We start from the raw sequence: 25128 nt of genomic DNA, 5'->3' as shown, positions 1-25128 counted from the left end.
CGGCTCACATGGGCGGCCAGGGCATCGCCGGCCACTCCTGCGGCGGCAACGGGAAACGACCGGTGTCCCGCAACCGCCCCACCCGGGCCCCCACCTCGGCGACCTCGCCGAGGGTCAGGTGCTCCGCCAACTCCTCACCCAACTCGCCGGCAAGCTGCCCGGCGAGGGCGTCGAGCACCTGCACCGCATCCGCCGGGAGCTGGCGGCCCGCCCACCCCCACAGGACGGTCCGCAGCTTGTCCTCGACGTGGAAGCAGACCCCGTGGTCCACCCCGTAGATGCGGTCGTCCGCGCCGGCCAGCACGTGCCCGCCCTTGCGGTCGGCGTTGTTGAGCACCGCGTCGAGCACCGCCAGCCGGGCCAACCGGGGATCGTCCGCGTGTGCCAGGGCGTACGCCGCCCCGTCGTCGTCGCGGGCGGCGGCCACCGGGAACCAGCGTGGCGGCACCGCCTCGGCCGGCACGAACCCGACCAGCGGATCGGCGTCGTCCGGCTCGTCGATCCAGAGCTGACACGACCCCGGCCCGAGCGGCCCGTCCCGCAGCACCGTCGGCGGGACCAGGTCCCAGCCGGTGGCCCGGGAGACCAGGTAGGCGGAGACCTCCCGGCCGGCGAGGGTGCCGTCGGGAAAGTCCCAGAGCGGGCGCTCGCCGCGCACCGGCTTGTAGACGCACCGGGCCGTCCGGCCGTCCAGGGTCAGGATCGCCCGCAGGGTGGTGTTGGAGGCGTCGACCAGCCGCCCCTCCAGCTCCAGTTCACCGTCGCACAGCAGCCGGAGCGCGGCGTCGGCGTCCTGACGCCGCACCTCCGACGAGGTCACCGGTGGTAGCCGTTGTGCCGGGGGCAGAGGTGCCCGGCCGGGTCGAGCGGCTGCCCACACAGCGGGCAGGGCGGACGGCCGGCGTTGACCACCCGGCGGGCCCGTTCGATGAACTCGCGGGTCGCCTCGGGGGTCAGCCGCACCCGCAGCCGGTCGAGGTCCTCGTCCGGCTCCTCGTCGTCGTCCTCGTCGGCCTCGTCGTCGTCGCCCAACTCGACCTCGGCCTCCCCCTCGCCGGCGGCGATCGCCTCGATCACCACGGTGGCGGAGTCCACGTCGAAGGCCAACCCGAGGGTGCCGACCCGGAACTCCTCGTCGACCGGGTTGTCCAACGGGTCGTTGTCACCCACGGCCACGGGCGCCTCCGGCAGCTCGACACCGAACCGGCGCTGCGCCTCGGAGAGGAGCTCCTCCAGCTTTTCGGCGAGCAGGGAGACCTGCACCTTCTCCAGCGCGACGCTGACCAGCCGACCGCCACCGCGGGCCTGGAGGAAGAACGTGCGCTCCCCCGGTGGCCCGACGGTCCCGGCGACGAACCGCTCCGGCGGCTCGAAGGCGTGCACCTGGTGGGTCATACCCACGACCCTATCCGGAGCGTGGAACGGTCGCGCAAGGCACCGACGCCGAATCAGCCGAGGGCGAAACGGCGCGACCCGGGTGCGACGTCGGACCGCCGGCTCAGCCGGCGGTCCCCGCACCCCCGCCGACGGCCGCGTCGGAGTCGGCCGGTCGGGTCGCCCGACGCCGCCGCCGGGCCGGCGGCGGCACCAGTGCGGCCAGGTCACCGCCGGTGTCGTTGAGCCGGACCAGGAACGGCCGCAGCGAGGTGTAGCGGATCGCGGTGACCGAGGCCGGGTCGGCGACGATGCGTTGGAACAGGTCCAGGTGCACCCCGAGGGCGTCGGCCACGATGGCCTTGATCACATCGCCGTGACTGCACGCCAGCCAGACCGCCTCCGGCCCGTGCTCGGCGGTGACCCGGGCGTCCCAGGCCCGCACCGCGGCGACCGCGCGCGCGGACATCTGCGCCATCGACTCCCCGTCGGGGAAGACGGCCGCGCTGGGATGCTGCTGCACCACCGGCCAGAGCTTCTCCTTGGCGAGCTTCTTCAACGGCTGCCCCTCCCAGGCGCCGTAGCCGCACTCGATCAGCCCCTCCTCGACCACCGGCGCGGCCTGCGGGAGCGCCAGGTCGAGGGTCTGCCGGCAGCGGATCAGCGGACTGGTGACCACCGCCGCCAACGGCAGGCCACGAAGCCGCTCGCCGACCGCGGCCGACTGGGCCCGCCCGGTGTCGTCCAGCTCGACCGGCTGCCGGCCGGCCAGCCCGCCGTCGGCGTTCGCGGTCGTCCGGCCGTGTCGCAGAAGCAGAAGGGTCGCCACGCCCCCACCCTAGGGGCAGGTGGCACGGCGACGGCCCCCGACACCGGCTGGTGGTGTCGGGGGCCGTCGGGTCCGGCGGGCCGGCGTCGGGTCAGGTGGCGCTGATCGTGCCGGTGAGCAGCAGCGCCAGTACCAGGGTGCCGAGCGCCACCCGGTAGAGGACGAAGACGTAGAGGGTGTGGTGCGCCACATAGCGCAGCAGCCAGGCGATGGCCGCGTAGCCGATGCCGAAGGCGATGATCGTGGCGACCACCATCTGCGCCACCGAGGGCACCGAGGTGCCCGGCGCGGCCGGCTCGAAGACGTCCCCGACGCTGAAGATGCCGGACATCACCACCGCCGGGATGGCCAGCAGGAACGAGTACCGCGCGGCGGCCTCCCGGGTCAGGTTGAGCAACAGGCCGGCGGTGAGCGTGCCGCCGGAGCGGGACACGCCGGGGACCAGCGCCATGGCCTGGGCGAAGCCCATCACGATGCCGTCGCGCATCCGGAAGTTCGCCAGGGTACGGGTCTGCCGGCCCCAGTACTCGGCGAAGGCCAGCACGAAGGCGAAGACGATCAACGTGGTGGAGACCACCCACAGGTTGCGCCCGGCGGTGCGGATCTGGTCCTTGAACAGGAAACCGAACAGCCCGATCGGGATCGAACCGACGATCACGTACCAGCCCATCCGGTAGTCGAGGCTGGAGCGGACCGAGGCGTCCCGGATGCCGACCAGCCAGGTCCGGGTGATCCGCCAGATGTCCTTGGCGAAGTAGATGAGCACGGCCGCCTCGGTGCCCAGCTGGGTCACCGCGGTGAAGGACGCGCCCGCGTCCCGGTCGAAGAAGATCGCCGAGGTGATCCGCAGATGCCCCGACGAACTCACCGGAAGAAACTCGGTGAGCCCCTGGACGATGCCCAGGACGATGGCCTCGACCCAGGTCACTCGCCGACTCCCGAGAGGTCGAGGGCCTCGGCGACGGTACGCAGGGTCTGCACGCCGCTGTCCCGGTCGGCCACGAACAGGGTGACCGACAGGGTGGTCACCCCGGCGGCCGCGTACTCCCGCATCCGCTCGGCGATGCGTTCCTTGGGGCCGAGCAGCGAGGTGCGGTCGATGAACTCCATCGGCACCGCCGCCGCCGCGTCCCGCTGCTGCCGGGCCAGGTAGAGATCCTGGACCTGCCGGGCGGCGTCGCCGTAGCCCATCCGGGTGGCCAGCTGGTTGTAGAAGTTCTGCTGCCGGCTGCCCATCCCGCCGACGTAGAGGGCGGCGTACCAGCGGACCAGCTCGGCGCAGGAGGCCACGTCGTCGCCGACCACCACCGGCACCGACGGCACCACGTCGAAGCCGGCCAGCTCCCTGCCCGCCTTCGCCCGTCCGGCCCGCACCGAGGCGAGCTGCTCCTCGGCGAACTCGGGGGCGTAGAAGACCGCCAGCCAGCCGTCGGCGATCTCACCGGCCAGTTCCAGGTTCTTGGGGCCGACGGCGGCCAGGTAGATCGGGATGTGCTCGCGTGGCGGGTGGAAACCCAGTCGCAGCGCCTTGCCGGGGCCGTCGGGCAGCGGCAGCGTGTAGTGCTCACCGGCGTAGGCGACCTCCTTGCGGGCCACCGCCAGCTTCACGATGTCGACGTACTCGCGGGTGCGGGCGAGCGGCTTGGCGAACCGGACGCCGTGCCAGCCCTCGGAGACCTGCGGGCCGGAGACGCCCAGGCCGAGCCGGAACCGGCCGCCGGAGAGGGCGTCGATGGTCGCCGCGGTCATCGCGGTCACCGCCGGGGTACGGGCGGGGATCTGCATCACCGCGCTGCCCACGTCGATCCGCTGGGTCTGGCCGGCCATCCAGGCCAGCATGCTCGGGGAGTCCGAGCCGTACGCCTCCGCCGCCCACACCACCGAGTAGCCGAGGCGGTCCGCTTCCTGGGCGAGCGCCAGGTGGTCCGCCGGCGTGCTCCACGCTGTCTGATATCCGAGGCTGAGCCCGAGTCGCACTGATCCTCCCCATCCCGCACCACAGGTCGCATCAGGTTACGCAATGCCATGGGTCCCGTCGGAGACCGGCTCACCCCCGGGCACCGCGTCCGCCGACACCGGCGGGCCGAGCCGGTCGGGCCGAGCCGGTCGCGGGTACGCCGACGTAGACCGGTGCGGGACGGGCGGTGACGGCCGGGCGGGTCGGCCGGGCGACCGACGTCGGACGGGGTGGCGACGGGCGGCCCACGTCGGACGGGCAGCGGCGGGTGGGCGGGGTCGACAACCAGCGACCGGATCGGCGCATCGGGTGCACAACGCGCCACCGGGGGCGGCGGTGACGGTCGGATCGGCGACCCGACAGGCAGAGATGCCGGGAGCAAGGATATCGGTTGCGCCGGGTTCGAAATAAGGTTCACCCATGCAACAGCGACCGCTCGGCCGAAGCGGGCTGGCGGTTTCCCGGCTCGCGCTCGGCACCATGACCTGGGGCCGGGACACCGACGCCGACGACGCGGCGGCCCAGCTGAAGAGTTTCCTCGACGCGGGCGGCAACCTGGTCGACACCGCCGACGTGTTCGCCGACGGGGACGCCGAGTCGGTGCTCGGCTCGCTGCTGGGCACCCTGGTCCCCCGGGAGGACGTGCTGATCGCCACCAAGGCGGGTCTGCGGCCGGGCAGCGGCCGACGGCGCGACGGCTCCCGGGGGCACCTGCTGCGGACGCTGGACGGCTCGCTGCGCCGGCTCGGCACCGACCACGTCGACCTGTGGCAGGTGCACGGCTACGACCCGGACACCCCGTTGGAGGAGACCCTCGCCGCGTTGGACCACGCGGTGGCTTCCGGCCGGGTCCGCTACGTCGGGGTGTCGAACTTCTCCGGCTGGCAGACCGCCCGCGCCGCCGCCTGGCAGGCCGCCTGGCCGGGGCGGGCCCCGGTGGTCGCCACCCAGATGGAGTACTCACTGCTGGAGCGGGGGGTGGAGCGGGAGGTGCTGCCGGCCTGCGCCGCGCTGGGCCTGGGCGTGCTGCCGTGGTCGCCACTGGGGCGGGGGGTGCTGACCGGCAAGTACCGCAACGGCCGCCCGGCGGACTCCCGGGCCGCCTCGGCGCACTTCGAGCCGTTCGTCGCCACCTACCTGGAGCCGCGCTGCTCCAGCATCGTCGAGGCGGTGAGCATCGCCGCGGGCGGGCTGGGCGTGTCGCCGCTGGAGGTGGCGCTGGCCTGGATCCGGGACCGGCCGGGGGTGACGGCGCCGATCCTCGGTGCCCGCACGGTCGGCCAGCTGCTCGGCGCGTTGCAGGTGGAACGGATGACCCTGCCGGAGGAGATCACCACGGCCCTGGACGACGTGTCCGCCGTGCCGGCCGGCTACCCGGAACGCGAGGGCTGACCCGCCCGCACCGGAGCGGGGGCTGACCCGGACCGTCCCGGTGCCGGAACGCGGAAGGCTGACCCCGGCCCGCCACCGGACGCCGGTGGGGCCGTCGCCGTGCCCCGACGGGCGTCGGACCGTCCTCGCCCGCCCACGCCGGCCGGGCGGCTGCCGTGCCCGCAGCGGGCCGACGGTGTGGCAGTCCGGCCGCAGCGGGCCCCGGCGGCGACCCCGCACAAGGTAGCGGAACGCCCCAAAAGCGCACCGGAGCCCGTCAATTCCGCCGATCATCCTTTACCAACTGTCACACCCCCATAATTCGATCCACCCGCTGGTGTGTGTTCCGCCCGAATAGGCGGACTTCGACGCCCCTGGCGCGCTTTTGGCCCGGCTTTGTTCGTCCGCTTTCCGGCGGCCCTGCCCGAAAAGGGATTACCGCCCTCGCGGGCCACCTGATCCGGCCCCCGAAAACATTGTGGCGAACCAATGGCGGTGCTCTAATGATTGCGGCGCGAGCGACCCCCGCCGCGCCGTTTCTCCCATTTCGTTGGAGGACCCGTGGACCGTAAGACCGACGTCAAGCGCAAGCCCGCCAAGGTCGTCGTGCGCAAGCTCGAGCGGCTCGAGACCACCGTCGCCATCATCAGCGAGCCGGGCTGCCGCAACGACGTCTGCGGCTGACCCACCCCGTTTCGGCCGGGGCGCGGCGTGCCGCGCCCCGGCCGGCCATCTTCCAGGAGGTCTTCGCCCGATGCAGCGGCCCCGGATCAAGGGCATCCACAAGCCGGTACGGCTCCGCCCGACCCTGATCAACATCGGTGGTCGGCAGCTGGGGATCGGCGCGGAGATCGACGACGAGGACGGCAGCCTCTGGGCGCTGCTCGGTCTGATGGACGGCACCCGCACCCGGGCCGAGATCGTCGCGGCGCTGCTCGCCGGGCACCCGGAGATGACGGCCGACGAGGCGACCGACGCGCTGGAGACGATCATCGACGCCGGGTACGTGGAGGACGCCGCCGCGCCGCCCCCGCCCGAGCTGAGCCCGGCGGAGATCGACCGCTACGACCGGGCGTTCACCTACCACGCCTGGGTGGATCTCACCCCGCGTACCTCCCGCTACGAGGTGCAGGCCCGGCTCAAGGCGGGCCGGGTGGTGGTGCTGGGGCTCGGCGGCTCCGGTTCGGCGGTGGCCGCCTCGCTGGTGGCCGCCGGGGTGGGCACGGTGCACTGCGTCGACTTCGACGTGGTCGAGACGGGCAACCTGACCCGGCAACTGCTCTACACCGAGGACGACATCGGCGCCGCCAAGGTGGACACCGCGGTGGCCCGGCTGCGCCTGATGAACTCCCACGTCACGGTGACCGGCGAGGAGGCCCGGGTCGACTCGACGGCGGACGTGGCGGCGTTGATGCGCGACCGCGACCTGCTGGTGCTCTGCGCCGACCAGCCCCGGCACGCCATCCGGGAGTGGACCAACCGGGCGGCCCTGGCCACCGGCACCCCCTGGATGCTCGCCCAGTACGCCGGCCCGATGGCGGTGATCGGTCTCTTCGTGCCCGGTCAGACCTGCTGCGAGGCGTGCCTGCCGAGCGTCACCGACCGGCTGCGTGAGGAGCACGGCACCGAGCCGGAGGAGCTGTTCGGATTCACCGGGCACGCGGTGATCGCCCCCACCGCCAACCTGACCGGGCACCTGGCCGCCCTCGACGTCGTCTACCACCTCGCCGGCATCCCGACGACCACCCGGGGCCGGATGTTCCACCTGAGCCTGACCGACCTGACCTATCACTACGTGGTCAATCCCCGGCCCGGCGTGAAGTGCGACACCTGCGGCTGGTTCCAGGAGGAACGGTGACCGTGCTCGGGTTGGACAGCCACCCTCCGGTGACCCACCTGGTGGTCCGCCAGGAGGAGGACGACGAGTACGTCGTCGGCGACCTGGCCAGCGGAAACTTCGTGGTGGTGCCCGAGGTGGGGGCGCGGCTGGTGGCGCTGTTCGCCGCCGGCCGGACCGTCGCCGAGGCCGCCGACGAGGTGGAACGCGAGACCGGTGAACCGGTCGACGCGTTGGACTTCGTCGAGGTGCTGGTCGAGGCGGGCATCATCCGGGTGCAGGAGGGGCCGCCACCGGCACCGGCCCGACCCTGGTCGGTGTCGCGCATCCCGGCCCGGCTGGTCCGGCCGTTGTTCGGCCGGGTGGCCTGGACGATCTACGTCGGCGCGTTGCTGGCCACCCTGGCGATGTTCGTCGCCGAGCCGTCGCTGCTGCCCACCTACGAGGACACCTTCATCTTTCCCGACGTGGTGCTCAGCCTGCTGATCACCAATGTCACGGTGGCCCTGCTCACGGTGGTGCACGAGGCGTGGCACGCGTTCGCCGGGGCGGCCGTCGGCGTACGGTCGCAGCTGCGGTTGGAACGCCGGGGAATCTTCCCGGTGCTGGAGACCGACCTGACCGGGCTCTGGGCGTTGCCGCCGGAACGCCGCTACGGCCCGTTCCTCGCCGGTATGGCCATCGACGGGATCCTGCTGTTCGCCGCCGTCGCCCCACGGTTCGCCTGGTCGCGGGGCTGGCTGGAACTGCCGCCGGGGATGGTGCGGTTCCTCGCCATGGTGGTGTTCAGTCAGGCCGTCAAGCTGGCCTTCCAGACGCTTGCCTATCTGCGCACCGACATGTACCTGGTGATGGCCACCGCGACCGGCTGCCGCAACCTGCACGAGGTGACCCGGCTCAGCGTCAAGAAATGGATTCGCCGGTTGACCCCGGCCGAACGCGCCGTGCTGCGTGACGCACACGCCCGGGATCTGCGGGTGTCCCGCTGGTACCGATTGTTGTATGTCGCCGGAGTAATCTGGATGGTCTGGTTCGCCATCCATTTTCTGCTACCGGGGGCGAAAGTGACCCTGGGGTGGGCCGCCGGGGTGCTGACCGGCGCACCGTTCGGCAGTGCCTACTGGTGGGAGGGAATTGCGCTGGCGGCTTTCGCCTCGCTCAACATTCTGCTTCCACTCGGGGTGATCGTGCGTAATCGTTACCGCGCCGGAAGGTTGGCCACGTGAACCGCAGATGGCTCGGCCCGGTGGTCAGCGTGGTGGTCACCGTGCTCAGTGTGGCGACCATGTCCAGCCTCGGGGTGGGGGTGTTGATCAACCTGGTCGGCGGGGACACCGCGCTGCCCTGCGACCGGCTGCCCGGCACCGCGCAACCGTTCGAGGGCGACCGGCACATCGCGTACGAGGGGGCGCCGCACGAGCCGTACCGGACGCTCCCGCCGACGTCGGGGCCGCACTCGCCCCGGGTGGTGGTGCCGGGCATCTACCGCGACGCGGTGCCGGAGGAACTCCAGGTGCACGCGCTGGAACACGGCCACGTGCTGGTGCAGTACGCCCCGGACGTCCCGCCCGGCGATGTCGAGAAGCTGGAGCGGCTCGGCCGCCGGCATCCCCGAGACGTGGTGGTGGCCCCCTACCCACCGCTGGGTCACGGCATCGGGTTGACCGGTTGGCAGCGGCTGGACCGGCTGGACACCCTCGACGAGCGGGCGGTCGAGGAGTTCATCGAGCGGATCGCCGGCCGCTACGACCATTCCTGGCAGCACGGGGCGACCGACTGTGTGTCGGGGTGACGGGTGGGGCTGAGCGCAGCAGGGCGACCTGACGGTCCGGGCCGACGGGCGGACCTGACGGGCCGGGTCGACGAGGGCGGGGTCACCCCCGGTGGTGGCGCGGCGCACCGCGCGGGGGGTGGCGCCCGGCCGCCGGGCTGGGCAGCATGGATGCCATGGACTACGAATACGCGCCGTTGCGGTTGCCGCCGAACGTCGACCGGTTGACCGCTGCGGCGCAGCTGGCCATCCAGGCCGAGTTCTCCGGCTGGGAGCTGGCCCGGGTGCAACTGTTCCGCGACGGCACCCGCAAGGTGGTGCTGCGTCGCCGCCGGGTCAACCAGCCGCAGCCGGGCCTGTCCTACTGACCACCGGCACGACGCTGACCACCGGCACCGGCAGAGGCCACCGGCACCCGGCAGTGCCCTCCGGCACCGAAGGCTGGCCGCCGGCACCGAAGGCTGGCCGTCGGCACCGACGCGGCGGGTGCGGAGGGACACCGTGCCGGCCCGGGTCAGGTGAGCCCGGGCCGGCACGCCCGACACCTAGTGCTGGTGCCCGGCGTGGTCGTGGTCGTCCTCGTCGAGGAACGGGTGCTCGTCGAGCCGGCCCACCAGCCGGTCGTCGGCGGCCGGGGAGAACGGGCCCACCGGGTCGTCGTCGTCGAACGACTCCAGGTCGACCGGGGTGCCCACCTCGCTGACCATCACCACGCCGTCCAGCGGCTCCAGCTCCGGCACGTCCAGGGCGCTGAGCGAACCGTCGCCGCTCTGCAACAGCTCCAGCACCGCCTCGCCGACCCCCTCGACCGGCGCCGGCTCGTCGTCCTCGGGGGTGCCCTCCCGGCGGGCCACCTCGGCGACCCGCAGCAGCGCCGAGACGCTGGGCACCCGGTAGTCGCGGCGCTGCCGCACCGAGATGACCTGGGGGTGCGGATCGGTGGCCTCGGCGCCCTCGGCCGCGCCGCCGAAGCGCTCGTCGGCCTCGTCCGGGTCGATCGACTCCACGTCCCAGGGGGTGACCTCGCCGAACGCGTCGAGCAGCTGCTCGTCGTAGGCGAAGGAGGCGTTGTTCAACGCCACGTACGCCTGCCACACGTCGTCGTCGTCGATCCGCCCCTGGGCGGCACGCACGGCCGTCAGGTGGGCGCGGGCCGCGTCGATCACGCGCTCCAGGGCGGCGTCCAGCTCACCGTGCTGGTCGGTCATGAGGCAGTCCCTTCAACAAATGGGGGAAGGTGCGGCACCGGTGCTGCTCAGCAGTTGCGGAGGAACCGGTCGAGCACCCGCACGCCGAACTGTAGTCCGTCCACCGGTACCCGCTCGTCGATGCCGTGGAACAACGCCGAGAAGTTGAGGTCCGCCGGCAGCCGCAGCGGGGCGAAACCGAAGCAGCGCATCCCGAGCTGCGCGAACGCCTTGGCGTCGGTGCCACCGGAGAGCATGTACGGCACCGGCCGCGCCCCCGGGTCCTCGGCGCGCAGGGCGGCCGACATCGCCTCGACCAGGTCCCCGTCGAAGGTGGTCTCCAAGGCCGGCTGCCGCTGGATGTACTCGATCTCGATGTCCGGGCCGACCAGCTCGCGCAGCTGCCGTTCCAGCAGCTCCGACTGGCCGGGCAGGCTGCGGCAGTCGATGGTGGCGGTGGCCCGGCCGGGGATGACGTTGTCCTTGTAGCCGGCGGCGAGCCGGGTCGGGTTGGCGGTGCTGCGGATGGTCGCCCCGATGATGTTGGCGATCGGGCCGAGCTTGGCGATGGCGGTCTCCGGGTCGTCCGGGTCCAGCTCGACGCCGAGCACGTCGGACAGTTCCGTCAGGAAGGCCCGGACGGTCGGGGTGACGGTGATCGGGAAGCGGTGCCGGCCGATCCGGGCGACCGCCTCGGCCAGCGCGGTGACCGCGTTGTCGTCGTGGACGAACGAGCCGTGCCCGGGGCGGCCCTTGGCGTGCAACCGCATCCAGTCCAGCCCCTTCTCGGCCGTCTCGATCAGATAGAGCCGCTGGGCGTCGCTGATCGAGTAGGAGAAGCCGCCGACCTCCCCGACCGCCTCGGTGCAGCCGTCGAAGAGGTCCCGGTGCTGCTGGACGAGGAAGTGCGCGCCGTAGTCGCTGCCCGCCTCCTCGTCGGCGGTGTAGGCCAGCACGATGTCGCGGGGCGGACGGACACCGGTGCGCTGCCAGTGGCGTACCACCGCCAGGACCATCGCGTCGAAGTCCTTCATGTCGATCGCGCCCCGGCCCCACAGGTAGCCGTCGCGGATCTCCCCGGAGAACGGGTGCACCGACCACTCGTCGGCGTCGGCGGGCACCACGTCCAGGTGCCCGTGCACCAGCAGGGCGTCCCGGCTCGGGTCGACGCCGGGGATGCGGGCGACCAGGTTGGCCCGGCCCGGCGCGGACTCGTGGATCTCGGCGGCCACGCCGACCTCGGCGAGCTTCTCCGCGACGTACTCGACGGCCCGGCGCTCCCCCGCACTGGTGGCGTTGTCACCGGTGTTGGTGGTGTCGATGCGCAGCAGGTCACGGCAGAGGTCGACGACCTCGACGGTGGGATCGGGCGGGGCGGAGGCGGCATCGCTCGTCATCGCCTCTTTCTACCAGTCGCCGGTCCCGCCGCGAACGGCCCGGCCGGCTCTGGCACGTCCCGCCCCGCCGACCGCACCGGGACCACCCGCCGGGCCGGGCCGGCCTGCGCCGCCGAGCCCGGTCGACAGCGCCGGACGGCCCGGTCGACAGCGCCGGACGGCCCGGTCGACAGCGCCGGACGACCTGGGCCGGGGTGCCCGCACCGGCCGCCGGGGTTTGCCGGTCACCGGGTACGGGTACCGGCGCTGGCGTCCCCGTTTCGCCCGTCGCACCGGCCGGCGACCCGTGCCGGCCCCGTCGAGGAGGGCGTCATGTCCGCCGTTCCCCTGCCCCCGCTGCCCCCGGCCGCCGACGACGCCTACCGCCCGGGTGGGCGGAGCATGGCCGATCTCGCCGACACCGAGCACCGGCAACTGCTCGACCTCGTCGAGCAGGTCACCGACCCCACCCTGGCGGTCGAGCGTCGGCGGGAGGTGCTCCAGGTGCTCACCGCCACGGTGTCGCGGCACCTGTCGGCGGAGGAGCAGTACCTGCTGCCCAGCGCCCGTGCCGCGCTGCCCGACGCCGGGGCCCGGGTGGACCGGGAGATCGCGGCGGACGCGGCGCTGCTCACCGTGCTGAAGGCCCTGCGCGGCCCGGACGACCCGACGCTCGCCGACGTGGTGGTCCAGATCCGGCGGCACGTCACCGCGGTCGGCGCGCTCATCGTCCCGCTGCGCGAGGTGGCCACCGACGCCGAGCTGATCCGGTTGGGCAACCGGTGGGAGATCGCCGAAGAGGCGGCCCCGACCCGGCCGCACCCGGGCACCCCGGCCACCCCGCCGTGGAACCGGATCGTCGAGCCGGCCGTCGGAGTGGTGGACAAGCTCCGCGACGCGGTGACCGGCCGGCGTACCCAGCTGAGCGACCTCACCCGCCGCGCGCGGCGGTGACCGGTCGACTCCGATCCGTTCAGCTCGGCCAGCCGGTTGCGTTCAGGGCCTTCCGTCTATCGACGAGTGGCCATACCGTCACCATATGAATCTGGAGCTGCGCCACCTGCGGGTGGTCTGCGCGATCGCCGAGACGGGCAGCGTGACCAAGGCCGCGTCCGCCCTCGGCCTGGCCCAGCCGGCCCTGACCGCCCAGCTTCAGCGCATCGAGCGGACGCTGGGCGGTCCGTTGTTCGAACGGGACCGCCGGGGGGCCCGGCCGACCGCCCTGGGAGAGTTGGTGCTGTCCCGGGCCCGGGTGCTGCTGCCGGCGATGAAGGGCCTACAGGACGAGGCGGCCCGACTGGCCGGCGCCGACGACGCCCTCGGCCGGTACCGCTTCGGCGGGGTGAACAGTCCCATCCTGGGCCGGCTGGTGCACCGGCTCGCCGCCGAGCAGCCGCACGCCCAGATCACCACCTACGCGTCGTGGTCGGCCGACGAGTTGGCCGCCCTCGTCGCCGGTGGCCGGCTCGACTTCGCACTGACCGGGATCTGCGGCGATGCCACCCCACCGGCGGAGTTCGGCCTGACCTGGCAGGAGGTGGCGGTCGACCCGGTGCTGGTGCTGCTGCCCGCCGGCCACCCGACGGCCGGCCAGGACGAGGTCGGCCTGGCCGAACTGCGCCACGAGCAGTGGGTGGCCGCCCCGGGCGACGGCTGCTTCGGCGACTGCTTCGCCGCCGCGTGCGCCCGCGCCGGGTTCACCCCCCGCAAGGTGTACGAGACCGACGTGCGCGGCTGCATGGACCTGGTCGACGCCGGGGAGGCGGTGGCGTTGTGCCAGGCCACCTTCCGTCCGGTCGCCGGGCTGGTGACCCGTCGGCTCGCGGGCATCCCGCTGCGCTGGCGGCTGCTGCTCGGCTGGCACCCCGAATCCCCGGCGGCCCGGGTCGCCGAGGCGGTGCTGGAGGACGCGGTGGCCGCGTACACCGATTCGTTGGCCGCGCATCCCGACTACCTGGCCTGGTTGCTGCGGCATCCCGAGTTCGGGGCCCGGGACACCGGCACGGCCCGCCCGGCCGGGCGGGTGCGAACGGCGTGACGACGGGTATCAGCCCTGCATGACCGATCTCTATCCGGCCGCCGACCAGCGGGAACTGCTGCGCCGGGCGGCCACCGCGCACACCGCTGCCGCCCGCGACGTCGAGACGTTCCTGCGTCGCCTGCCCGAGGTGCCCGACCCGGCCGACATCACCGAGTACGCGACGCTGCTCACCCGGGAGGAGCAGACCCGGGCCGAGCGGCAGGACGCCGCCGACGCCGCCGGCCTGCAACTGCCCAGCCTCGGGTCCGAGTAGCCCACCGACGAGCGGGCACCCGGGACGGCGTCCCGGGTGCCCGCGCCATCGTCGACCAGCCTTCGGAGCCGCCCGGCCCCCGCCGGACCGGTCCGCCCGCCGGACCGGGTCGGCATCCGAACCGGGTCGGCGGGCGACGGTCCCGGTCAGCGTTCGACGAGGACGTCGTGGCCCAGGTCGAGCAGGGCGTACCGCCACTCGTCGTCGACGTCGCCGGGCTTCTCGTCCACCAACGACCGGATCCGGTCGATCGCCGTCCGCATCACCGCCACGTCGGCCGGGGTGAGGTCGACCTTGCGCTTGCGCAGCACGGCCAGGATCTGCCGGCCGGGCTCGGGCAGGTCGAGATCCGGGTCGGGGCCGAACGCCTCCTCCCCCGACCCCCGGGTCAGCAGCCACTGCCGCAGCTGCTCGGAGGGGACGTTCACCTCGGCGTGGAAGTCCTCCCAGAGCACCTCCACCTCGGGGTCGAGTCGCTGTTCGCGTGCCATCACGCCTCCTCTTCCGGTGCCCCGGGTGGTGCCGGGTCCCCGTCGTCGGTCCACTGCTTGAGTCCCTCCGGCGGCACCTGGACCCGCCCCGGGTTCGCCGTCGGGGCCGCGAGGATGGGTGGGGTCTGCTCGGCGTACTCCTCGGTCTCCTCGGGTTCGGTCATCTCCGCCCTCCGGTCATCGGGGATGCGAGGTGGTGGCGGGCGCGTAGTCGCGGTCGCCGGCGGACACGTCGAAGGTGAGCTGCCCGTCCCGCGCGTCGACGGTGACCTTCTGCCCTGGTGAGAGCTGGTTCTCCAGCAGCATCCGGGACAGCCGGTTGTCCACCTCCCGCTGGATCACCCGGCGCAGCGGGCGGGCCCCGAACTCCGGCTGGTAGCCGTGCTCGGCCAGCCAGTCGGTGCCGGCCGCCGTGACGTCGACCTGGATGTCCTGGGCGTGCAGCCGACGCCGGGTCTCCTCCAGCAGCAGGCCGGTGATCTGGCGTAGCTGCTCGGCCTCCAGCCGCTGGAAGATGATCGTCTCGTCGATCCGGTTGAGGAACTCCGGCCGGAAGTTCTCCTGGAGCCGGCGCATCAGCCGCTCCCGCAGCTCGTCGGCCTCCTGCTGGTCGCCCTGCGCGCCGACCCCGAACCCGACCGTACGCTGGGCACCGGTGATCAGCTCCGAACCCAGGTTGCTCGTCATGATCAGTACGGTGTTCTTGAAGTTGACCGTGCGGCCCTGGCTGTCGGTGAGCCGCCCGTCGTCGAGCACCTGGAGCAGGATGTTGAACACGTCCGGGTGGGCCTTCTCGATCTCGTCGAGCAGCACCACCGCGTACGGGCGGCGGCGTACCGCCTCGGTGAGCTGACCGGCCTCCTCGTAGCCGACGTAGCCGGGGGGCGCACCGACCAGCCGGGCCACGGTGTGCCGTTCCTGGAACTCGCTCATGTCCACCCGGACCATCCGGTCGGCCTCCCCGAACAGCGCCTCGGCCAGGGCGCGGGCCAGTTCGGTCTTGCCGACGCCGGTCGGGCCGAGGAACAGGAAGCTGCCCATCGGCCGGTTCGGGTCGGCCAGCCCGGTACGCGAGCGGCGGACCGCCTCGGCGATCGCGGTGACCGCGTCGTCCTGGCCGATCACCTTCTGGTGCAGGTGCCCCTCCAGGCGCAGCAGCCGGTCGCGTTCCTCCTCGGTGAGTTGGCTGATCGGGATGCCGGTGGAGCGGGAGACCACCTCGGCGATCTCCGTGGTGTCGACCGACGGGACCTGGCTGTCCCCGCCGTCGCCCCGGGCCCGCCCGATCTGCGCCTCCACCTCGGCGAGCCGGTCGCGCAGGGCGGACGCCTTCTCGTACTGCTCGTCGGCGACGGCTTGTTCCTTGTCCCGGCGGACGTCCTCCAGTTGCTGCTCCAACTCCCGGACGTCCGAGGCGGGGGTCCGGGTGCGCAGCCGTACCCGCGCACCGGCCTGGTCGATCAGGTCGATCGCCTTGTCCGGCAGGAACCGGTCGGTGACGTACCGGTCGGACAGTTCGGCGGCTGCGACCAGCGCCTCGTCGGTGAACCGGACCTGGTGGTGGGCCTCGTAGCGGTCCCGCAGGCCGCGCAGGATGGCCACGGTGTCCTCGACGTCGGGCTCGGGCACCAGCACCGGTTGGAACCGGCGGGCCAGGGCGGCGTCCTTCTCGATGCTGCGCCGGTACTCGTCAAGCGTGGTCGCCCCGATCACCCGCAGCTCGCCGCGGGCCAGGGCCGGCTTGAGCATGTTGGAGGCGTCCATGCCGCCCTCGCTGCCGGCGCCGCCCGCGCCGACCAGGGTGTGGATCTCGTCCAGAAAGATGATCAACTCGTCCCGGTGGGCCCGGATCTCGTCGATCACCTTCTTGAGCCGCTCCTCGAAGTCGCCCCGGTAGCGGGTGCCGGCGACCAGGCCGGCCAGGTCGAGCTGGACGACCCGCTTGCCGAGCAGGGTCTGTGGCACGTCGCCGTCGCAGATCCGCTCGGCCAGGCCCTCCACGATGGCGGTCTTGCCGACGCCGGCCTCACCGATGAGCACCGGGTTGTTCTTGGTGCGCCGCGACAGGATCTCGACGGCCTGTTCGATCTCGTCGGCGCGTCCGATCACCGGGTCGATCTGGTCGTTGCGGGCCAGGTCGGTGAGGTCCTGGCCGTACTGGTCGAGGGTGGGGGTGCCCCGGTCGGGTTTCGGGCCGGCCATCGGGCCGCGTTCGGCGCCGGCCGCCTGGAGCGACTCGGGCTGGATCCGGCCGGCGGCGAGCATCCGACCGGCGGGCGACTCGGGGTTGAGCGGCAACGCCATCAGGATGTGTTCGGGGCCGATGTAGTTCGCCCCCATCGCCCGGGACAGCTGGTGGGCGTCGAGCAACGCCCGTTTCGCCGCCGGGGTGAGGGAGAGGTTGGGTGGCACCTCGCCGCCCGGGGCGCCGTCGGCGCGGCCACCGAGCGCGTTGACCAGGGTGTCCGGGTCGGCACCGGCGCGGCGGACCAGGTCCCGCAGCGGGTCACGCTGCAACGCTGCCCAGAGCAGGTGGTCGGTGTCCAGGTCGGTGCTGTGCTTCTGGGCGGCCCGGCGGGCCGCGTCGGCCAGCATCTCCCGGGCGTCGGCGGTCATCAGCCGGGTGATGTCGACCCGATGGGCCGGCCGGCGTCCGCCCTCACCCCGGCCGAAGTACCGGGCCAGGAACTCGTCCCACGGGTCGGAGCCGAAGTCACCGGGTCCCATCATGTCTGTCCTCCGCTCCTCGGGCGCGGCAGGGTCGCCGAGGGCGACACGTAGGCGCGACACGATCGCCGGTGGCTACCCGACGGTCGCCCCGACAAACGCCCGCAGGTGGCAGGGTGGGGGGCATGGACACCAACCCGCTGCTGATCGTCGACGGTGCGAACGTGGTCGGCTCCCGACCGGACGGCTGGTGGCACGACCGGGCCGGCGCGGCGGCCCGGCTGCGCGACCGGCTGGTCCCGGTGGCCGACGCCGGCGTACCCCCGGAGCTGCCCGCGCCCGTCGAGGTGGTGCTGGTGGTGGAGGGCGCGGCCCGCGACGTGCCGGGGGTGGCCGGGGTACGCACCGTCGCGGCCCCCGGCTCGGGCGACGACACCATCGTCGACCTGGTCCGGGACGCGCCGGACCGGCGTCGGCTGGTGGTCACCGCCGACCGGGAGCTGCGCGGCCGGGTGGGTGAGCTGGGCGCCGAGGTGTACGGCCCCCGCTGGTTGCCCTCCTGATCCGGGGCGGTCCGGGGTCCGGGACCACCCCCACCCAGTCCCGCCGACGGGATCAGGCGTCTTGCTTGCGGGACCCCGCGACCGCTTTCCCGCACGTCAGGGCAGTAACCGGACACCCGGGCAGCAACACCGACAGGGCGGATGTTCTCTCCCCGTCGGGGATACGTTGTAATGGAGATCTCCCCGCCCACAGGAGGTCACCGTGGCGAGCGTCGCCGAGCTGAAGGCCGCGATCGACATCGCCCTCCAACAGATCGGTGACGGGCAGAGCGCCGTGCAGGCCGCCGGGGAGAAACTCTCCGAGGCGCAGCAGACCCTCGCCGGGGCGTTGGAGGGCAGCGGGCACGAGACCGTCGAGGCGGCCCAGGCCTCCCTCACCCAGGCCGGCCAGGAGCTGGAGGAATGTCTCGCCGCGACACTCGTCGCGGTGGAACAGGCACAGCTCTACGTGTCGTCGTTGTAGCGGGGCGTCGTGTCCATCGTCGAGGACGTCGGAGCCCAGGTACGGGCCGCCGCCGAGGAGTTCCCGCTGGCCCAGCTCGCCCTGGCCCTGGAGAAGTTCGGCCAGGCCACCGAGCGGCTGCGCTGGGTACGTCAGGAGTCGGCCAACCCGATGGGGGTGCCGGAACTCGCCGCCGCCACCGAGCACGCCGAGTCGGCCGGGCACGCCCTGCGGGTCGCCCAGGAGCAGCTCTCCGGATACCTGGCCGCCATCGGGCTGGCCCCCGACGGCCCGCCCCCGGCCCGCGCCGACGGTCCCGCGCCACGCCACGACGGGCCCCGGGGCGAGAGCACCGCACCGCCGGCCGCACCGGCACCGGCCGCCGACGAGGACCCCACCGTCAAACGCTGGTGGGCGGTCCGGGTGGCCGAGCTGACCGGCGGGCGGGAAGGCCCCGCCGAGCAGCCGGACGAGCGGGTCGCCGACTCGCGTGAGCTGCTGCGTCGGGTGGTGGCCGGCATCCGCTCCGGCGACCGGGACCGGCTGCACCGGGAGCTGCGCGCCGCCCACGCCGACGTCGGCCTCGGCCTGGCCGCGATCGCCCCGCCGCTGCTGCGCGACCTCGCCGGGGAACTACTCGGCCACCCGCCCCGCGCCGACGACCTGCCCCGGTTGCGCCGGGAGCTGGACGGCCGGGTCCGCGACCTGCTGCCCGGCCTGCCCCCACCGGTGCTGCACACCCTGCTCACCCGGGTCTGCCGGATGCCCCCACCACGCCGGGGTGACGGGGACGACGCGCAACCCCACGCCGCCGACCCCGCCGTCACCGCAGGCGTGCTCACCGGTGTGCTGCTGGCCCGGCTCGGCCGGGAGCTGCCCCGCGAGGACCACGACCCGTCGCGGCAGCCGGCCCCGCAGCCGCCCGAGCGGACACCGCAGGCCGACCGCTCCCGCCCGCGTCCGCTCGCCGAGCGGCACCCCGAGCCACGCCCACCGCGCCGGCCCGAGCCGGGCCCACCCCGCCGGCCCGAGCCGGGCCCGCCGCCGGGAGCGGGGCCACCCACCGGGTTTCCCGCGCCGGGCCGCAGGAGTCCGTGGGCGGACGGTGGGCCCCGTGGCTGACCTACGCGCCCAGGTGGCGGCGCGGGTGCGGGGGATGCTCTCCGAGGCGCTCGGCGTCACCCGTACCCGGCTCGCCTCGGCGGAGGTGGAGCTGACCGCCGCCCGGGACCGACTGACCCGGGTCCGGCGGGCCGCCACCGCCGTACCGGAGCGGGTCGGCGCGGAACGTGACCGACGACTCGTCGAGATCGACCGACGACACGCCGCCCGGCTCGCCGAACTGGCCCACCGGGCGACCGAGGCCGCCCGGCGGGAGGCCCCCGGGGCGGCCGGCATGCCGTGGTCCGGGTGGCGGGTCACCCCGGCGGGACGCGGCGAGAGCCCCGGCCCGCTGCGCGTCGGCACCCTGCGGGTGCCCGGAGCGGAACCCGTCCCGGCGCTGGTGCCGCTGCTCGACGCCGGTCACGTACAGCTGCTCGGTGACGACCGGGAGGGCGCCGACGCGGTGGTGTCGGCGCTGCTGCTGCGCGGGGTCGGCCGGGCCGAGCCGGGCGCGGTCCGGCTCTACGGCTACGACCCCGAACACCTCGGTGGCGGCTTGGCCGGCTTCGCCCCGCTCGGCACCGCCGGGCTGCTCACCTTCGTCGGGCCGGGCGGGCTGGCCCGGCTCCTCGACGATCTGGTGGAACAGATCCGCCGGATCAACGAGACGGTGCTGGCCGGCGAGTACGGCTCGCTGCGCGCCCTGGCCGTGGCCACCGGCCGACGCCCCGAACCGTGGCGGGTGGCGGTACTGCTCGGCGGGGACGAGTTGTCCCGGCACGAACGTGGCCAGCTCGACCGGGTGGTCCGCACCGGCGCGGCCTGCGGGGTGCACCTGGTGACACGCGGCATCGACCTGCCGGACGACCCGAGCCTCACCCGGATCGTCACCGGGCCGGGCGGGGTCCGCATCGGCGACCCACCCGGCCCCCCGGTACGCCTCGACCCGCCCCCACCGGCCACCCTGGTCACCGAGACCTGCCGGGAGGTCGCCACCCGGGTCAACGCCGGGCCGCCACCGACCCCCTTCACCGACCTGCTCCCCCCGCCGGAGCAGATGTGGAAGGACGACTCGGCGCACGGGCTGACCGCCCCGATCGGCGAGGGACCGCACGGCCGGCCGGTGCTGCTGACCCTCGGCGACTATCCCCCGCACGCGCTGATCGGCGGGCCGTCCGGCACCGGCAAGACCAACCTCATCTTCGCCTGGATCGGTGCGCTGGCCGCCCGCTACTCCCCCGCCGAGCTGGAGTTCTATCTGCTCGACTTCAAGGAGGGGGTGTCCTTCGCCCGGTTCGCCCAGGGCCGCCGTGACCCGAGCTGGCTGCCGCACATGCGGCTGGTCGGGATCAACGTGAACACCGACCGGGAGTTCGGCCTGGCCCTGCTGCGTTTCCTCGCCGAGGAGCTGCGCCGACGCGCCGACGCGGCCAAGAAACACGAGGTGACCAAGCTGGCCGAGCTGCGCGCGGTGGACCCGACCGGGCACTGGCCCCGGATCGTCGCGGTGGTCGACGAGTTCCAGGCGCTGCTGGCCGGTCGGGACGTGGTGGCCCGGGAGGCCGCCGACCTGCTGGAGGACCTGGCCCGACGCGGTCGGTCGCAGGGCATCCACCTGGTACTCGCCTCGCAGGACGTCCGGGGCATCGAGGCGCTGTGGGGGCGGCCCGCCCTGGTCGCCCAGTTCACCCTGCGGATCGCCCTGCCCAAGGCGCTGCGCATCCTCGCCGAACGCAACGACGCCGCGCAGGCGCTGCCCCGCCACCACGCGGTGGTCAACGCCGAGTCGGGGATGACCGAGGGCAACCAGGTGGCCCGCATCCCGTCGGCCAGCGACTGGGAGACCTGGAGCGAGTTGCAGCACCGGCTGTGGCGGATGCGGCCCGCCGACGCCGCCCCGGCGCGGCTCTTCGACGGCGACGCCATCCCCCGGCTCGCCGAGGCACCCGACTTCCGGGCCCTCACCCCGCCGGAGGACGACCTCCCGCCGCGCGGCCCGGTCGCCGTGCTCGGGGAGATCATCGACGTGCAGTCCCGGTCGGCGGCGCTGCGGTTGCCCCGGGCGCCCGGGCGCAACCTCGCCGTCCTGGGCACCCGGGTCGACGAGGCGTGCGCGGTGCTCGACGCCGCCGCCCGCTCCCTGGCCCGGCAGCACCGCCCCGGTAGCGCCCGGTTCTCCATCGCCTGCCTCGACCCGGACGCCGACCCGGCGGCCCGCGCCCTCTACGAGGACCTCGCCGACGACGCCGCCTGGTACGACGAGGAGACGGTGGCCGAGCTGATGGCCGAGACGGCGACCGCGCTGACCCGCCCCGGCACCCCGTCCACCCCGCACTACCTGCTGCTGTTCGCCGTCGACGCGGCGGCGGGGGCGCTGGCGACCGGCTCACCCGGATCGACCGGGCTGGACCGGCTGCGCCGCATCCTGCACGACGGGCCGGAACGGCGTACCCACGTGCTGGCCTGGTGGCGGGGGGTGGCCCGGATGCGGGCGGACCTGGGCGGGCCGGCCGCCCGCACCGACCAGATCGGCGCCTGGGTGGCCCTGGACGTGCAGGGTGGCGAGCTGGGCTCGGCGCTCTACCCGGGCTCCGGCGGGCCGGACTGGTACCCGCGTCCGTGGCGTGGGCTCTTCTTCGACCGGGCGGTGCACCGCACCGGACAGGTGATCATCCCTTATGGTCCGTCCCGATGAACGAACCGGTCGCCAGTGACACCTACGCCGCGCACGTGCGCCGGCTCGCCGAACTGACCGGCCGGGTGGCCGCCCAGCGGGCCGAGGCGCAGGCCTGGCACGACCAGCAGTGCGCCGCCGCGCAACGGGCCGTGGCCCAGGCGAGCGCCCAGCTGCGGGACGCCGAGCAGGAGGCCACCGACGCCCGGTCGATGCTGGAGCGGGTCGACACCGAGGTCGGTCACCTCTGGGCCGAGCTGCGCTCCCTGCTGGGCACCCGCCGCCTCGGCGACCCGCCGGGGCCGGCCCGGGACGTCACCGGCGACCCGGTGCCGCTGCTGCACGGCGTACGCGAGCTGCTGGACCGGACCGGGCAACGAGGTGAGCTGCCCGGGTCGGTGAACCCGCTGCTCGCCCTCTGCGGGGTCGCCGGGGCGGTCGTCGCGTACGCCCTCGGGGCCGGCGCCCGGGCCGTCGGCCAGCGCTACGGTGGTGACCTGGCCGTCGGGATGCCGGTGCTGGCGCTGGTGGTGACGCTGCTCGGCCCGGTGGCCGGGCTGGCACCGGCGAAGCGGCTCGCCGACCGCCGGCATGCGCTGCTCGGCCCCCGCCCGTTGGCGGTCGTGCTGGCCGCCGGGGTGCTGACCACGATCCTGCTGCTGGTGTCGACCCGCTGACCACGCCCCGGACCGCCCGGCCCGGGGCGCAGGTCGGACCACTCGCCACCCCGGCCCGGGCCGGCGCTCACAGCGGTACGGCGACCGCCTCGCGTAGCAATCGACGGGCCAGCACCAACCGGTCGGCGTCGTCGTCGAGACCGGGCAGGTCGCCCACCCGCAGACCGGTGGACCCGAGCAGGGCACGCAGCGCCGCCGCACACTGGGCGGGCAGGGTGACGGTGCGGTCGACCAGCCGCAGCGCCACCCGGTCGGCGTCGGCGGTGAGCTGCCAGCGCAGGCCGCCCCGGGGTGCTATCCGGCTGTCGGCGGTGAGGCCGTCGAGTGCGGCGGCCTGGGCCAGCGGCCGGATCGGGGCCGGCCGGGCGGCCGGCCAGGCCCGGTCCCGCAGCCGGGCGGAGACCGCAGCCGGGTCGGCCCGCAGCAGCCAGTCGCGCAGCGCCTCGACGGTCTCGGTCAGCTCCGGCTCGATGGCGTCCGGGTCGGCGACGTCGGTGCCGAAGGGCAACCCGGCCCGCAGCCGGGGATCCTCGGCGGCCAGCGCCAGCAGCTCCTCGACCAGGGCGTACCGGGTCAGCGCCCGGATGCCGACGGTCAGGTGCAGCGAGCGGGACTCCTGCGCCTGGGCGCTGTGCAGCCAACCACGCGGCAGGTAGAGCGCGTCGCCCGGTTCGAGGACCACGTCCAGCGCGGCCGGGCCGTCGGCGGTGGCGGACACCTCGTCGGCCCGACCGCCCCAGGGCTGACGCTCCAACGGGTCGGTCAGCACGGGCGGGTGGATCCGCCAGCGCTTACGGCCGTCGACCTGGAGCACGAAGACGTCATGGGTGTCGTAGTGGGTGGCGAAGCCCTGGCTCCCCGGTGGGGTGAGATAGGCGTTGACCTGCAACGGCTGCGTCAGGGCGGCACCGAGGTCGCGGGCGAAGTCGACCAGGGCCGGCCAGAGCCGGTGCAGTCCCTGGAGCACCAGCGTCGCACCACCGGCGTACAGCTCCAGGATGCGCTCGTCGAGGACCTGGTCGCTGATCTCCGCGCCCGCGCCGCCGCCGCCGGTGAACCGTGCCGCCGGCACCAACTGGCCGTCGCGGGCCACCCGCAGGAACGGGGTACGCAGACCGCGCCGGCTGAGCAGCTCGTCGGCGTCGTCCGGGCTGAGCAGATCGGTGAACCCGGCGGCGTTGGGCAGCTCGGCGGCGCGGGACAGCAGTGGCGCGCGGCCCCAGTGGGCCGCGGCGAACTTGGCCGGTTCGACGCTGACGCAGCGCGCCAACGCCCGGGTCGCCACAGACGGGACCGCCGGGCGGCCGTAGCCGCCCGGCGGGTCGATGATCGTCACGGTGCCGGTCAGCGGGCGCTGCCGTCGGCGCCGCCGTCGTGCTGACCCGGGGTGGCCCCGCCGTCAGCCGGGCCCTCCGCGCTGCCGTCCGCGCCACCGTCGTGCTGACCCGGGGTCGCGCCGCCGTCAGCCGGGCCCTCGGCCCCGCCGTCCGCGCCACCGTCGTGCTGACCCGGGGTGGCCCCGCCGTCAGCCGGGCCCTCCGCGCTGCCGTCCGCGCCACCGTCGTGCTGACCCGGGGTCGCGCCGCCGTCGGCCGGACCTTCGAGGCCGCCGCCGCTGGTGGTCTGGATGTCGTCGTCGTTCAGTGCCATGGGTGCTCCCTCGGGTGTGCCGCCCCGCCACGGGCGGGGTCTGTCGTGCGGGTGGTACCCCCCACACGATCTTCTCTAACCACACCGTAGACGCCCGGTCCGACGCGCGGGACGGATCGCCGGGCCCGGGTCGGGGGCAACGTGCGACCCGGATCAGGGAATCAGCCGTTGCAGGTCCCTCGGCATGCCGGACTTCACGTCCTGCCACTCGCCCTGGGTGACGTGCCGGCGCAGGGCGTCCAGCACCACCTGCGCCACCCGCTGCGGGCCACCCTCGACGTCGTACGGGAAGCCCTGCCGGACCTCGTAGAGGAAGTCGTCCCGGTTGAGCTTGACCGGCACGTTCTCCGGCTGCCACCCGTCGAAGTAGATGCCCCGCACCAGGACCGGCAACTGGGCGGCGAACTCCGCGCACTCCTGCACGGTCATCCGGTCGCGCAGCAGGTGCAGCACCGTACGCAGCGCCGCGTACGACTGGTTGCGTCGCGCCCGGGGCCACCCGTACGCCTGCTCGATGTCCTTGAGGATCAGGTTGGTCTTGTCCACCGACGACTCGAACGCCGACATCAGTTGCTCCGCCATCGGGTCACCTCCCGGCCTTCGGCTCGCCGTCCCACCGACGGTCGTCGGCACGTCGGGGTGGCCCCGACGGTCCCCGCCCCTGGCGGGCCGGACTCCCGCCCCGGCCGATCCGCTCCGGTCGACGGGTGTCCCCACCCGAGCCGACGACGTGCAGCACCGCGCCCCGTCGTGGGTCCACCACCACCCGCACCGCCATCTCGGTCACCTCCGTGCCCGTTCTCGGTGTCCGGCCGCACGACGCGACCGGTCGGCCCTGCCGGCCGGCACGGCCGGGAGCATCGC

The 25128-nt window shown here is 74.0% G+C and carries 28 protein-coding genes; 14 read left to right on the top strand and 14 right to left on the bottom strand.

Features of this window, described 5'->3' with window-relative positions; all coding sequences use genetic code 11:
• Nucleotides 1-4: 4 nt before the first annotated feature.
• From ACQP2H_RS13555 to ACQP2H_RS13535, 5 genes are all read right to left on the bottom strand, one after another.
• Nucleotides 5-820, bottom strand: a complete 816-nt coding sequence (locus ACQP2H_RS13555) for an SCO1664 family protein (protein ID WP_219461206.1) — start codon at nucleotides 818-820, stop codon at nucleotides 5-7.
• On the bottom strand, nucleotides 817-1395 hold the full coding sequence (locus ACQP2H_RS13550; RefSeq protein WP_208566267.1) for a DUF3090 domain-containing protein: 579 nt from the start codon (nucleotides 1393-1395) through the stop codon (nucleotides 817-819). The genes ACQP2H_RS13555 and ACQP2H_RS13550 overlap by 4 nt, the downstream gene beginning before the upstream one ends.
• Before the next feature lie 103 nt (nucleotides 1396-1498).
• Complete coding sequence (locus ACQP2H_RS13545) at nucleotides 1499-2203, bottom strand: histidine phosphatase family protein (RefSeq protein ID WP_208566268.1); 705 nt, start codon at nucleotides 2201-2203, stop codon at nucleotides 1499-1501.
• Nucleotides 2204-2294: 91 nt separating this feature from the next.
• On the bottom strand, nucleotides 2295-3131 hold the full coding sequence (locus ACQP2H_RS13540) for an undecaprenyl-diphosphate phosphatase (RefSeq protein WP_219461202.1): 837 nt from the start codon (nucleotides 3129-3131) through the stop codon (nucleotides 2295-2297).
• Nucleotides 3128-4180 (bottom strand): LLM class F420-dependent oxidoreductase, encoded by a 1053-nt coding sequence (locus ACQP2H_RS13535; RefSeq protein ID WP_433233041.1) that lies wholly within the window; start codon nucleotides 4178-4180, stop codon nucleotides 3128-3130. The genes ACQP2H_RS13540 and ACQP2H_RS13535 overlap by 4 nt, the downstream gene beginning before the upstream one ends.
• Nucleotides 4181-4580: 400 nt before the next feature.
• Between ACQP2H_RS13535 and ACQP2H_RS13530 the strand changes: the two genes are divergently transcribed.
• The 6 genes from ACQP2H_RS13530 (at nucleotide 4581) to ACQP2H_RS13505 (ending at nucleotide 9507) form a co-directional block, all read left to right on the top strand.
• Nucleotides 4581-5552, top strand: a complete 972-nt coding sequence (locus ACQP2H_RS13530) for an aldo/keto reductase (protein WP_208566271.1) — start codon at nucleotides 4581-4583, stop codon at nucleotides 5550-5552.
• Between the two features lie 540 nt (nucleotides 5553-6092).
• A complete protein-coding gene (locus tag ACQP2H_RS13525; protein ID WP_255470009.1) occupies nucleotides 6093-6215 on the top strand; it encodes a hypothetical protein in 123 nt (40 codons plus the stop codon).
• Between the two features lie 70 nt (nucleotides 6216-6285).
• Complete coding sequence (locus ACQP2H_RS13520; protein ID WP_208566272.1) at nucleotides 6286-7389, top strand: HesA/MoeB/ThiF family protein; 1104 nt, start codon at nucleotides 6286-6288, stop codon at nucleotides 7387-7389.
• Nucleotides 7386-8594, top strand: coding sequence for a PqqD family protein (locus ACQP2H_RS13515; RefSeq protein ID WP_208566273.1), 1209 nt, complete (start codon nucleotides 7386-7388; stop codon nucleotides 8592-8594). The genes ACQP2H_RS13520 and ACQP2H_RS13515 overlap by 4 nt, the downstream gene beginning before the upstream one ends.
• Nucleotides 8591-9160, top strand: coding sequence for a DUF3105 domain-containing protein (locus tag ACQP2H_RS13510; RefSeq protein WP_219461182.1), 570 nt, complete (start codon nucleotides 8591-8593; stop codon nucleotides 9158-9160). The genes ACQP2H_RS13515 and ACQP2H_RS13510 overlap by 4 nt, the downstream gene beginning before the upstream one ends.
• A 155-nt stretch (nucleotides 9161-9315) precedes the next feature.
• A complete protein-coding gene (locus ACQP2H_RS13505; RefSeq protein ID WP_088646215.1) occupies nucleotides 9316-9507 on the top strand; it encodes a DUF5703 family protein in 192 nt (63 codons plus the stop codon).
• A gap of 177 nt (nucleotides 9508-9684) precedes the next feature.
• Here the strand turns inward: ACQP2H_RS13505 and ACQP2H_RS13500 are convergent, their stop codons facing one another.
• Both ACQP2H_RS13500 and ACQP2H_RS13495 read right to left on the bottom strand, forming a co-directional pair.
• Complete coding sequence (locus ACQP2H_RS13500; RefSeq protein ID WP_208566275.1) at nucleotides 9685-10347, bottom strand: hypothetical protein; 663 nt, start codon at nucleotides 10345-10347, stop codon at nucleotides 9685-9687.
• Nucleotides 10348-10394: 47 nt separating this feature from the next.
• Entirely contained in the window at nucleotides 10395-11723 is a 1329-nt protein-coding gene (locus ACQP2H_RS13495) for a M20/M25/M40 family metallo-hydrolase (RefSeq protein ID WP_357533794.1), read from the bottom strand.
• Nucleotides 11724-12035: 312 nt separating this feature from the next.
• Here ACQP2H_RS13495 and ACQP2H_RS13490 point away from each other — a divergent pair, with 312 nt between their 5' ends.
• The 3 genes from ACQP2H_RS13490 (at nucleotide 12036) to ACQP2H_RS13480 (ending at nucleotide 13996) form a co-directional block, all read left to right on the top strand.
• Nucleotides 12036-12656 carry a hemerythrin domain-containing protein gene (locus tag ACQP2H_RS13490; RefSeq protein ID WP_208566277.1) on the top strand — a complete coding sequence of 207 codons (621 nt, stop codon included), beginning with the start codon at nucleotides 12036-12038 and terminating at the stop codon, nucleotides 12654-12656.
• 85 nt (nucleotides 12657-12741) lie between these two features.
• Nucleotides 12742-13740, top strand: a complete 999-nt coding sequence (locus ACQP2H_RS13485) for a LysR family transcriptional regulator (RefSeq protein WP_208566278.1) — start codon at nucleotides 12742-12744, stop codon at nucleotides 13738-13740.
• A gap of 19 nt (nucleotides 13741-13759) precedes the next feature.
• Nucleotides 13760-13996: a hypothetical protein gene (locus ACQP2H_RS13480; RefSeq protein WP_208566279.1), complete on the top strand. Its 237-nt coding sequence runs from the start codon at nucleotides 13760-13762 to the stop codon at nucleotides 13994-13996.
• A 146-nt stretch (nucleotides 13997-14142) separates the two neighbouring features.
• Here the strand turns inward: ACQP2H_RS13480 and ACQP2H_RS13475 are convergent, their stop codons facing one another.
• The 3 genes from ACQP2H_RS13475 to ACQP2H_RS13465 are packed head-to-tail and all read right to left on the bottom strand — an operon-like array spanning nucleotide 14143 to nucleotide 17217.
• On the bottom strand, nucleotides 14143-14487 hold the full coding sequence (locus tag ACQP2H_RS13475; protein ID WP_219461179.1) for a DUF3140 domain-containing protein: 345 nt from the start codon (nucleotides 14485-14487) through the stop codon (nucleotides 14143-14145).
• The gene (locus tag ACQP2H_RS13470; RefSeq protein ID WP_208566281.1) at nucleotides 14487-14651 is read right to left on the bottom strand and encodes a hypothetical protein; all 165 of its coding nucleotides are present in this window, start codon (nucleotides 14649-14651) and stop codon (nucleotides 14487-14489) included. The genes ACQP2H_RS13475 and ACQP2H_RS13470 overlap by 1 nt, the downstream gene beginning before the upstream one ends.
• Nucleotides 14652-14664: 13 nt before the next feature.
• Nucleotides 14665-17217 carry an ATP-dependent Clp protease ATP-binding subunit gene (locus tag ACQP2H_RS13465; protein ID WP_219461175.1) on the bottom strand — a complete coding sequence of 851 codons (2553 nt, stop codon included), beginning with the start codon at nucleotides 17215-17217 and terminating at the stop codon, nucleotides 14665-14667.
• 122 nt (nucleotides 17218-17339) lie between these two features.
• On the opposite strand from ACQP2H_RS13465, the gene ACQP2H_RS13460 reads away from it, so the two are divergent.
• From ACQP2H_RS13460 to ACQP2H_RS13440, 5 genes are all read left to right on the top strand, one after another.
• Nucleotides 17340-17717 carry a hypothetical protein gene (locus ACQP2H_RS13460; protein ID WP_208566283.1) on the top strand — a complete coding sequence of 126 codons (378 nt, stop codon included), beginning with the start codon at nucleotides 17340-17342 and terminating at the stop codon, nucleotides 17715-17717.
• 202 nt (nucleotides 17718-17919) lie between these two features.
• Nucleotides 17920-18180, top strand: a complete 261-nt coding sequence (locus tag ACQP2H_RS13455; RefSeq protein WP_208566284.1) for a hypothetical protein — start codon at nucleotides 17920-17922, stop codon at nucleotides 18178-18180.
• Between the two features lie 9 nt (nucleotides 18181-18189).
• Nucleotides 18190-19281 (top strand): hypothetical protein, encoded by a 1092-nt coding sequence (locus ACQP2H_RS13450; RefSeq protein ID WP_363819428.1) that lies wholly within the window; start codon nucleotides 18190-18192, stop codon nucleotides 19279-19281.
• A complete protein-coding gene (locus ACQP2H_RS13445; RefSeq protein WP_357533798.1) occupies nucleotides 19274-21958 on the top strand; it encodes an FtsK/SpoIIIE domain-containing protein in 2685 nt (894 codons plus the stop codon). The genes ACQP2H_RS13450 and ACQP2H_RS13445 overlap by 8 nt, the downstream gene beginning before the upstream one ends.
• On the top strand, nucleotides 21955-22614 hold the full coding sequence (locus ACQP2H_RS13440; protein ID WP_219461155.1) for a hypothetical protein: 660 nt from the start codon (nucleotides 21955-21957) through the stop codon (nucleotides 22612-22614). Before ACQP2H_RS13445 ends, ACQP2H_RS13440 begins: the two co-directional genes overlap by 4 nt.
• Before the next feature lie 67 nt (nucleotides 22615-22681).
• Here ACQP2H_RS13440 and ACQP2H_RS13435 read toward each other — a convergent pair whose 3' ends face one another.
• From ACQP2H_RS13435 to ACQP2H_RS13420, 4 genes are all read right to left on the bottom strand, one after another.
• A complete protein-coding gene (locus tag ACQP2H_RS13435; RefSeq protein ID WP_433233034.1) occupies nucleotides 22682-23950 on the bottom strand; it encodes a cupin domain-containing protein in 1269 nt (422 codons plus the stop codon).
• 8 nt (nucleotides 23951-23958) lie between these two features.
• Nucleotides 23959-24264, bottom strand: a complete 306-nt coding sequence (locus ACQP2H_RS13430; RefSeq protein WP_208566288.1) for a hypothetical protein — start codon at nucleotides 24262-24264, stop codon at nucleotides 23959-23961.
• 153 nt (nucleotides 24265-24417) lie between these two features.
• Nucleotides 24418-24846: a DUF2267 domain-containing protein gene (locus ACQP2H_RS13425; protein WP_208566289.1), complete on the bottom strand. Its 429-nt coding sequence runs from the start codon at nucleotides 24844-24846 to the stop codon at nucleotides 24418-24420.
• Nucleotides 24847-24850: 4 nt separating this feature from the next.
• Nucleotides 24851-25042, bottom strand: coding sequence for a hypothetical protein (locus ACQP2H_RS13420; RefSeq protein WP_219461148.1), 192 nt, complete (start codon nucleotides 25040-25042; stop codon nucleotides 24851-24853).
• Nucleotides 25043-25128: the final 86 nt, after the last annotated feature.

The organism is Micromonospora sp. CA-248260, assembly GCF_050942205.1.
Lineage (GTDB): Bacteria > Actinomycetota > Actinomycetes > Mycobacteriales > Micromonosporaceae > Micromonospora > Micromonospora antibiotica.
The sequence above is the reverse complement of the archived record's forward strand: the minus strand, read 5'-3'. Positions and strand labels throughout refer to the sequence as shown.

What these genes read in the sequence shown, in the direction of transcription:
- ACQP2H_RS13550 (WP_208566267.1), bottom strand. Translation starts at nt 1,395, where the DNA reads ATGACCCACCAGGTGCACGCCTTCGAGCCGCCGGAGCGGTTCGTCGCC.
- ACQP2H_RS13530 (WP_208566271.1), top strand. Translation starts at nt 4,581, where the DNA reads ATGCAACAGCGACCGCTCGGCCGAAGCGGGCTGGCGGTTTCCCGGCTC.
- ACQP2H_RS13520 (WP_208566272.1), top strand. Translation starts at nt 6,286, where the DNA reads ATGCAGCGGCCCCGGATCAAGGGCATCCACAAGCCGGTACGGCTCCGC.
- ACQP2H_RS13505 (WP_088646215.1), top strand. Translation starts at nt 9,316, where the DNA reads ATGGACTACGAATACGCGCCGTTGCGGTTGCCGCCGAACGTCGACCGG.
- ACQP2H_RS13500 (WP_208566275.1), bottom strand. Translation starts at nt 10,347, where the DNA reads ATGACCGACCAGCACGGTGAGCTGGACGCCGCCCTGGAGCGCGTGATC.
- ACQP2H_RS13495 (WP_357533794.1), bottom strand. Translation starts at nt 11,723, where the DNA reads ATGACGAGCGATGCCGCCTCCGCCCCGCCCGATCCCACCGTCGAGGTC.
- ACQP2H_RS13490 (WP_208566277.1), top strand. Translation starts at nt 12,036, where the DNA reads ATGTCCGCCGTTCCCCTGCCCCCGCTGCCCCCGGCCGCCGACGACGCC.
- ACQP2H_RS13485 (WP_208566278.1), top strand. Translation starts at nt 12,742, where the DNA reads ATGAATCTGGAGCTGCGCCACCTGCGGGTGGTCTGCGCGATCGCCGAG.
- ACQP2H_RS13480 (WP_208566279.1), top strand. Translation starts at nt 13,760, where the DNA reads ATGACCGATCTCTATCCGGCCGCCGACCAGCGGGAACTGCTGCGCCGG.
- ACQP2H_RS13475 (WP_219461179.1), bottom strand. Translation starts at nt 14,487, where the DNA reads ATGGCACGCGAACAGCGACTCGACCCCGAGGTGGAGGTGCTCTGGGAG.
- ACQP2H_RS13470 (WP_208566281.1), bottom strand. Translation starts at nt 14,651, where the DNA reads ATGACCGAACCCGAGGAGACCGAGGAGTACGCCGAGCAGACCCCACCC.
- ACQP2H_RS13465 (WP_219461175.1), bottom strand. Translation starts at nt 17,217, where the DNA reads ATGATGGGACCCGGTGACTTCGGCTCCGACCCGTGGGACGAGTTCCTG.
- ACQP2H_RS13460 (WP_208566283.1), top strand. Translation starts at nt 17,340, where the DNA reads ATGGACACCAACCCGCTGCTGATCGTCGACGGTGCGAACGTGGTCGGC.
- ACQP2H_RS13440 (WP_219461155.1), top strand. Translation starts at nt 21,955, where the DNA reads ATGAACGAACCGGTCGCCAGTGACACCTACGCCGCGCACGTGCGCCGG.
- ACQP2H_RS13430 (WP_208566288.1), bottom strand. Translation starts at nt 24,264, where the DNA reads ATGGCACTGAACGACGACGACATCCAGACCACCAGCGGCGGCGGCCTC.
- ACQP2H_RS13425 (WP_208566289.1), bottom strand. Translation starts at nt 24,846, where the DNA reads ATGGCGGAGCAACTGATGTCGGCGTTCGAGTCGTCGGTGGACAAGACC.
- ACQP2H_RS13420 (WP_219461148.1), bottom strand. Translation starts at nt 25,042, where the DNA reads ATGGCGGTGCGGGTGGTGGTGGACCCACGACGGGGCGCGGTGCTGCAC.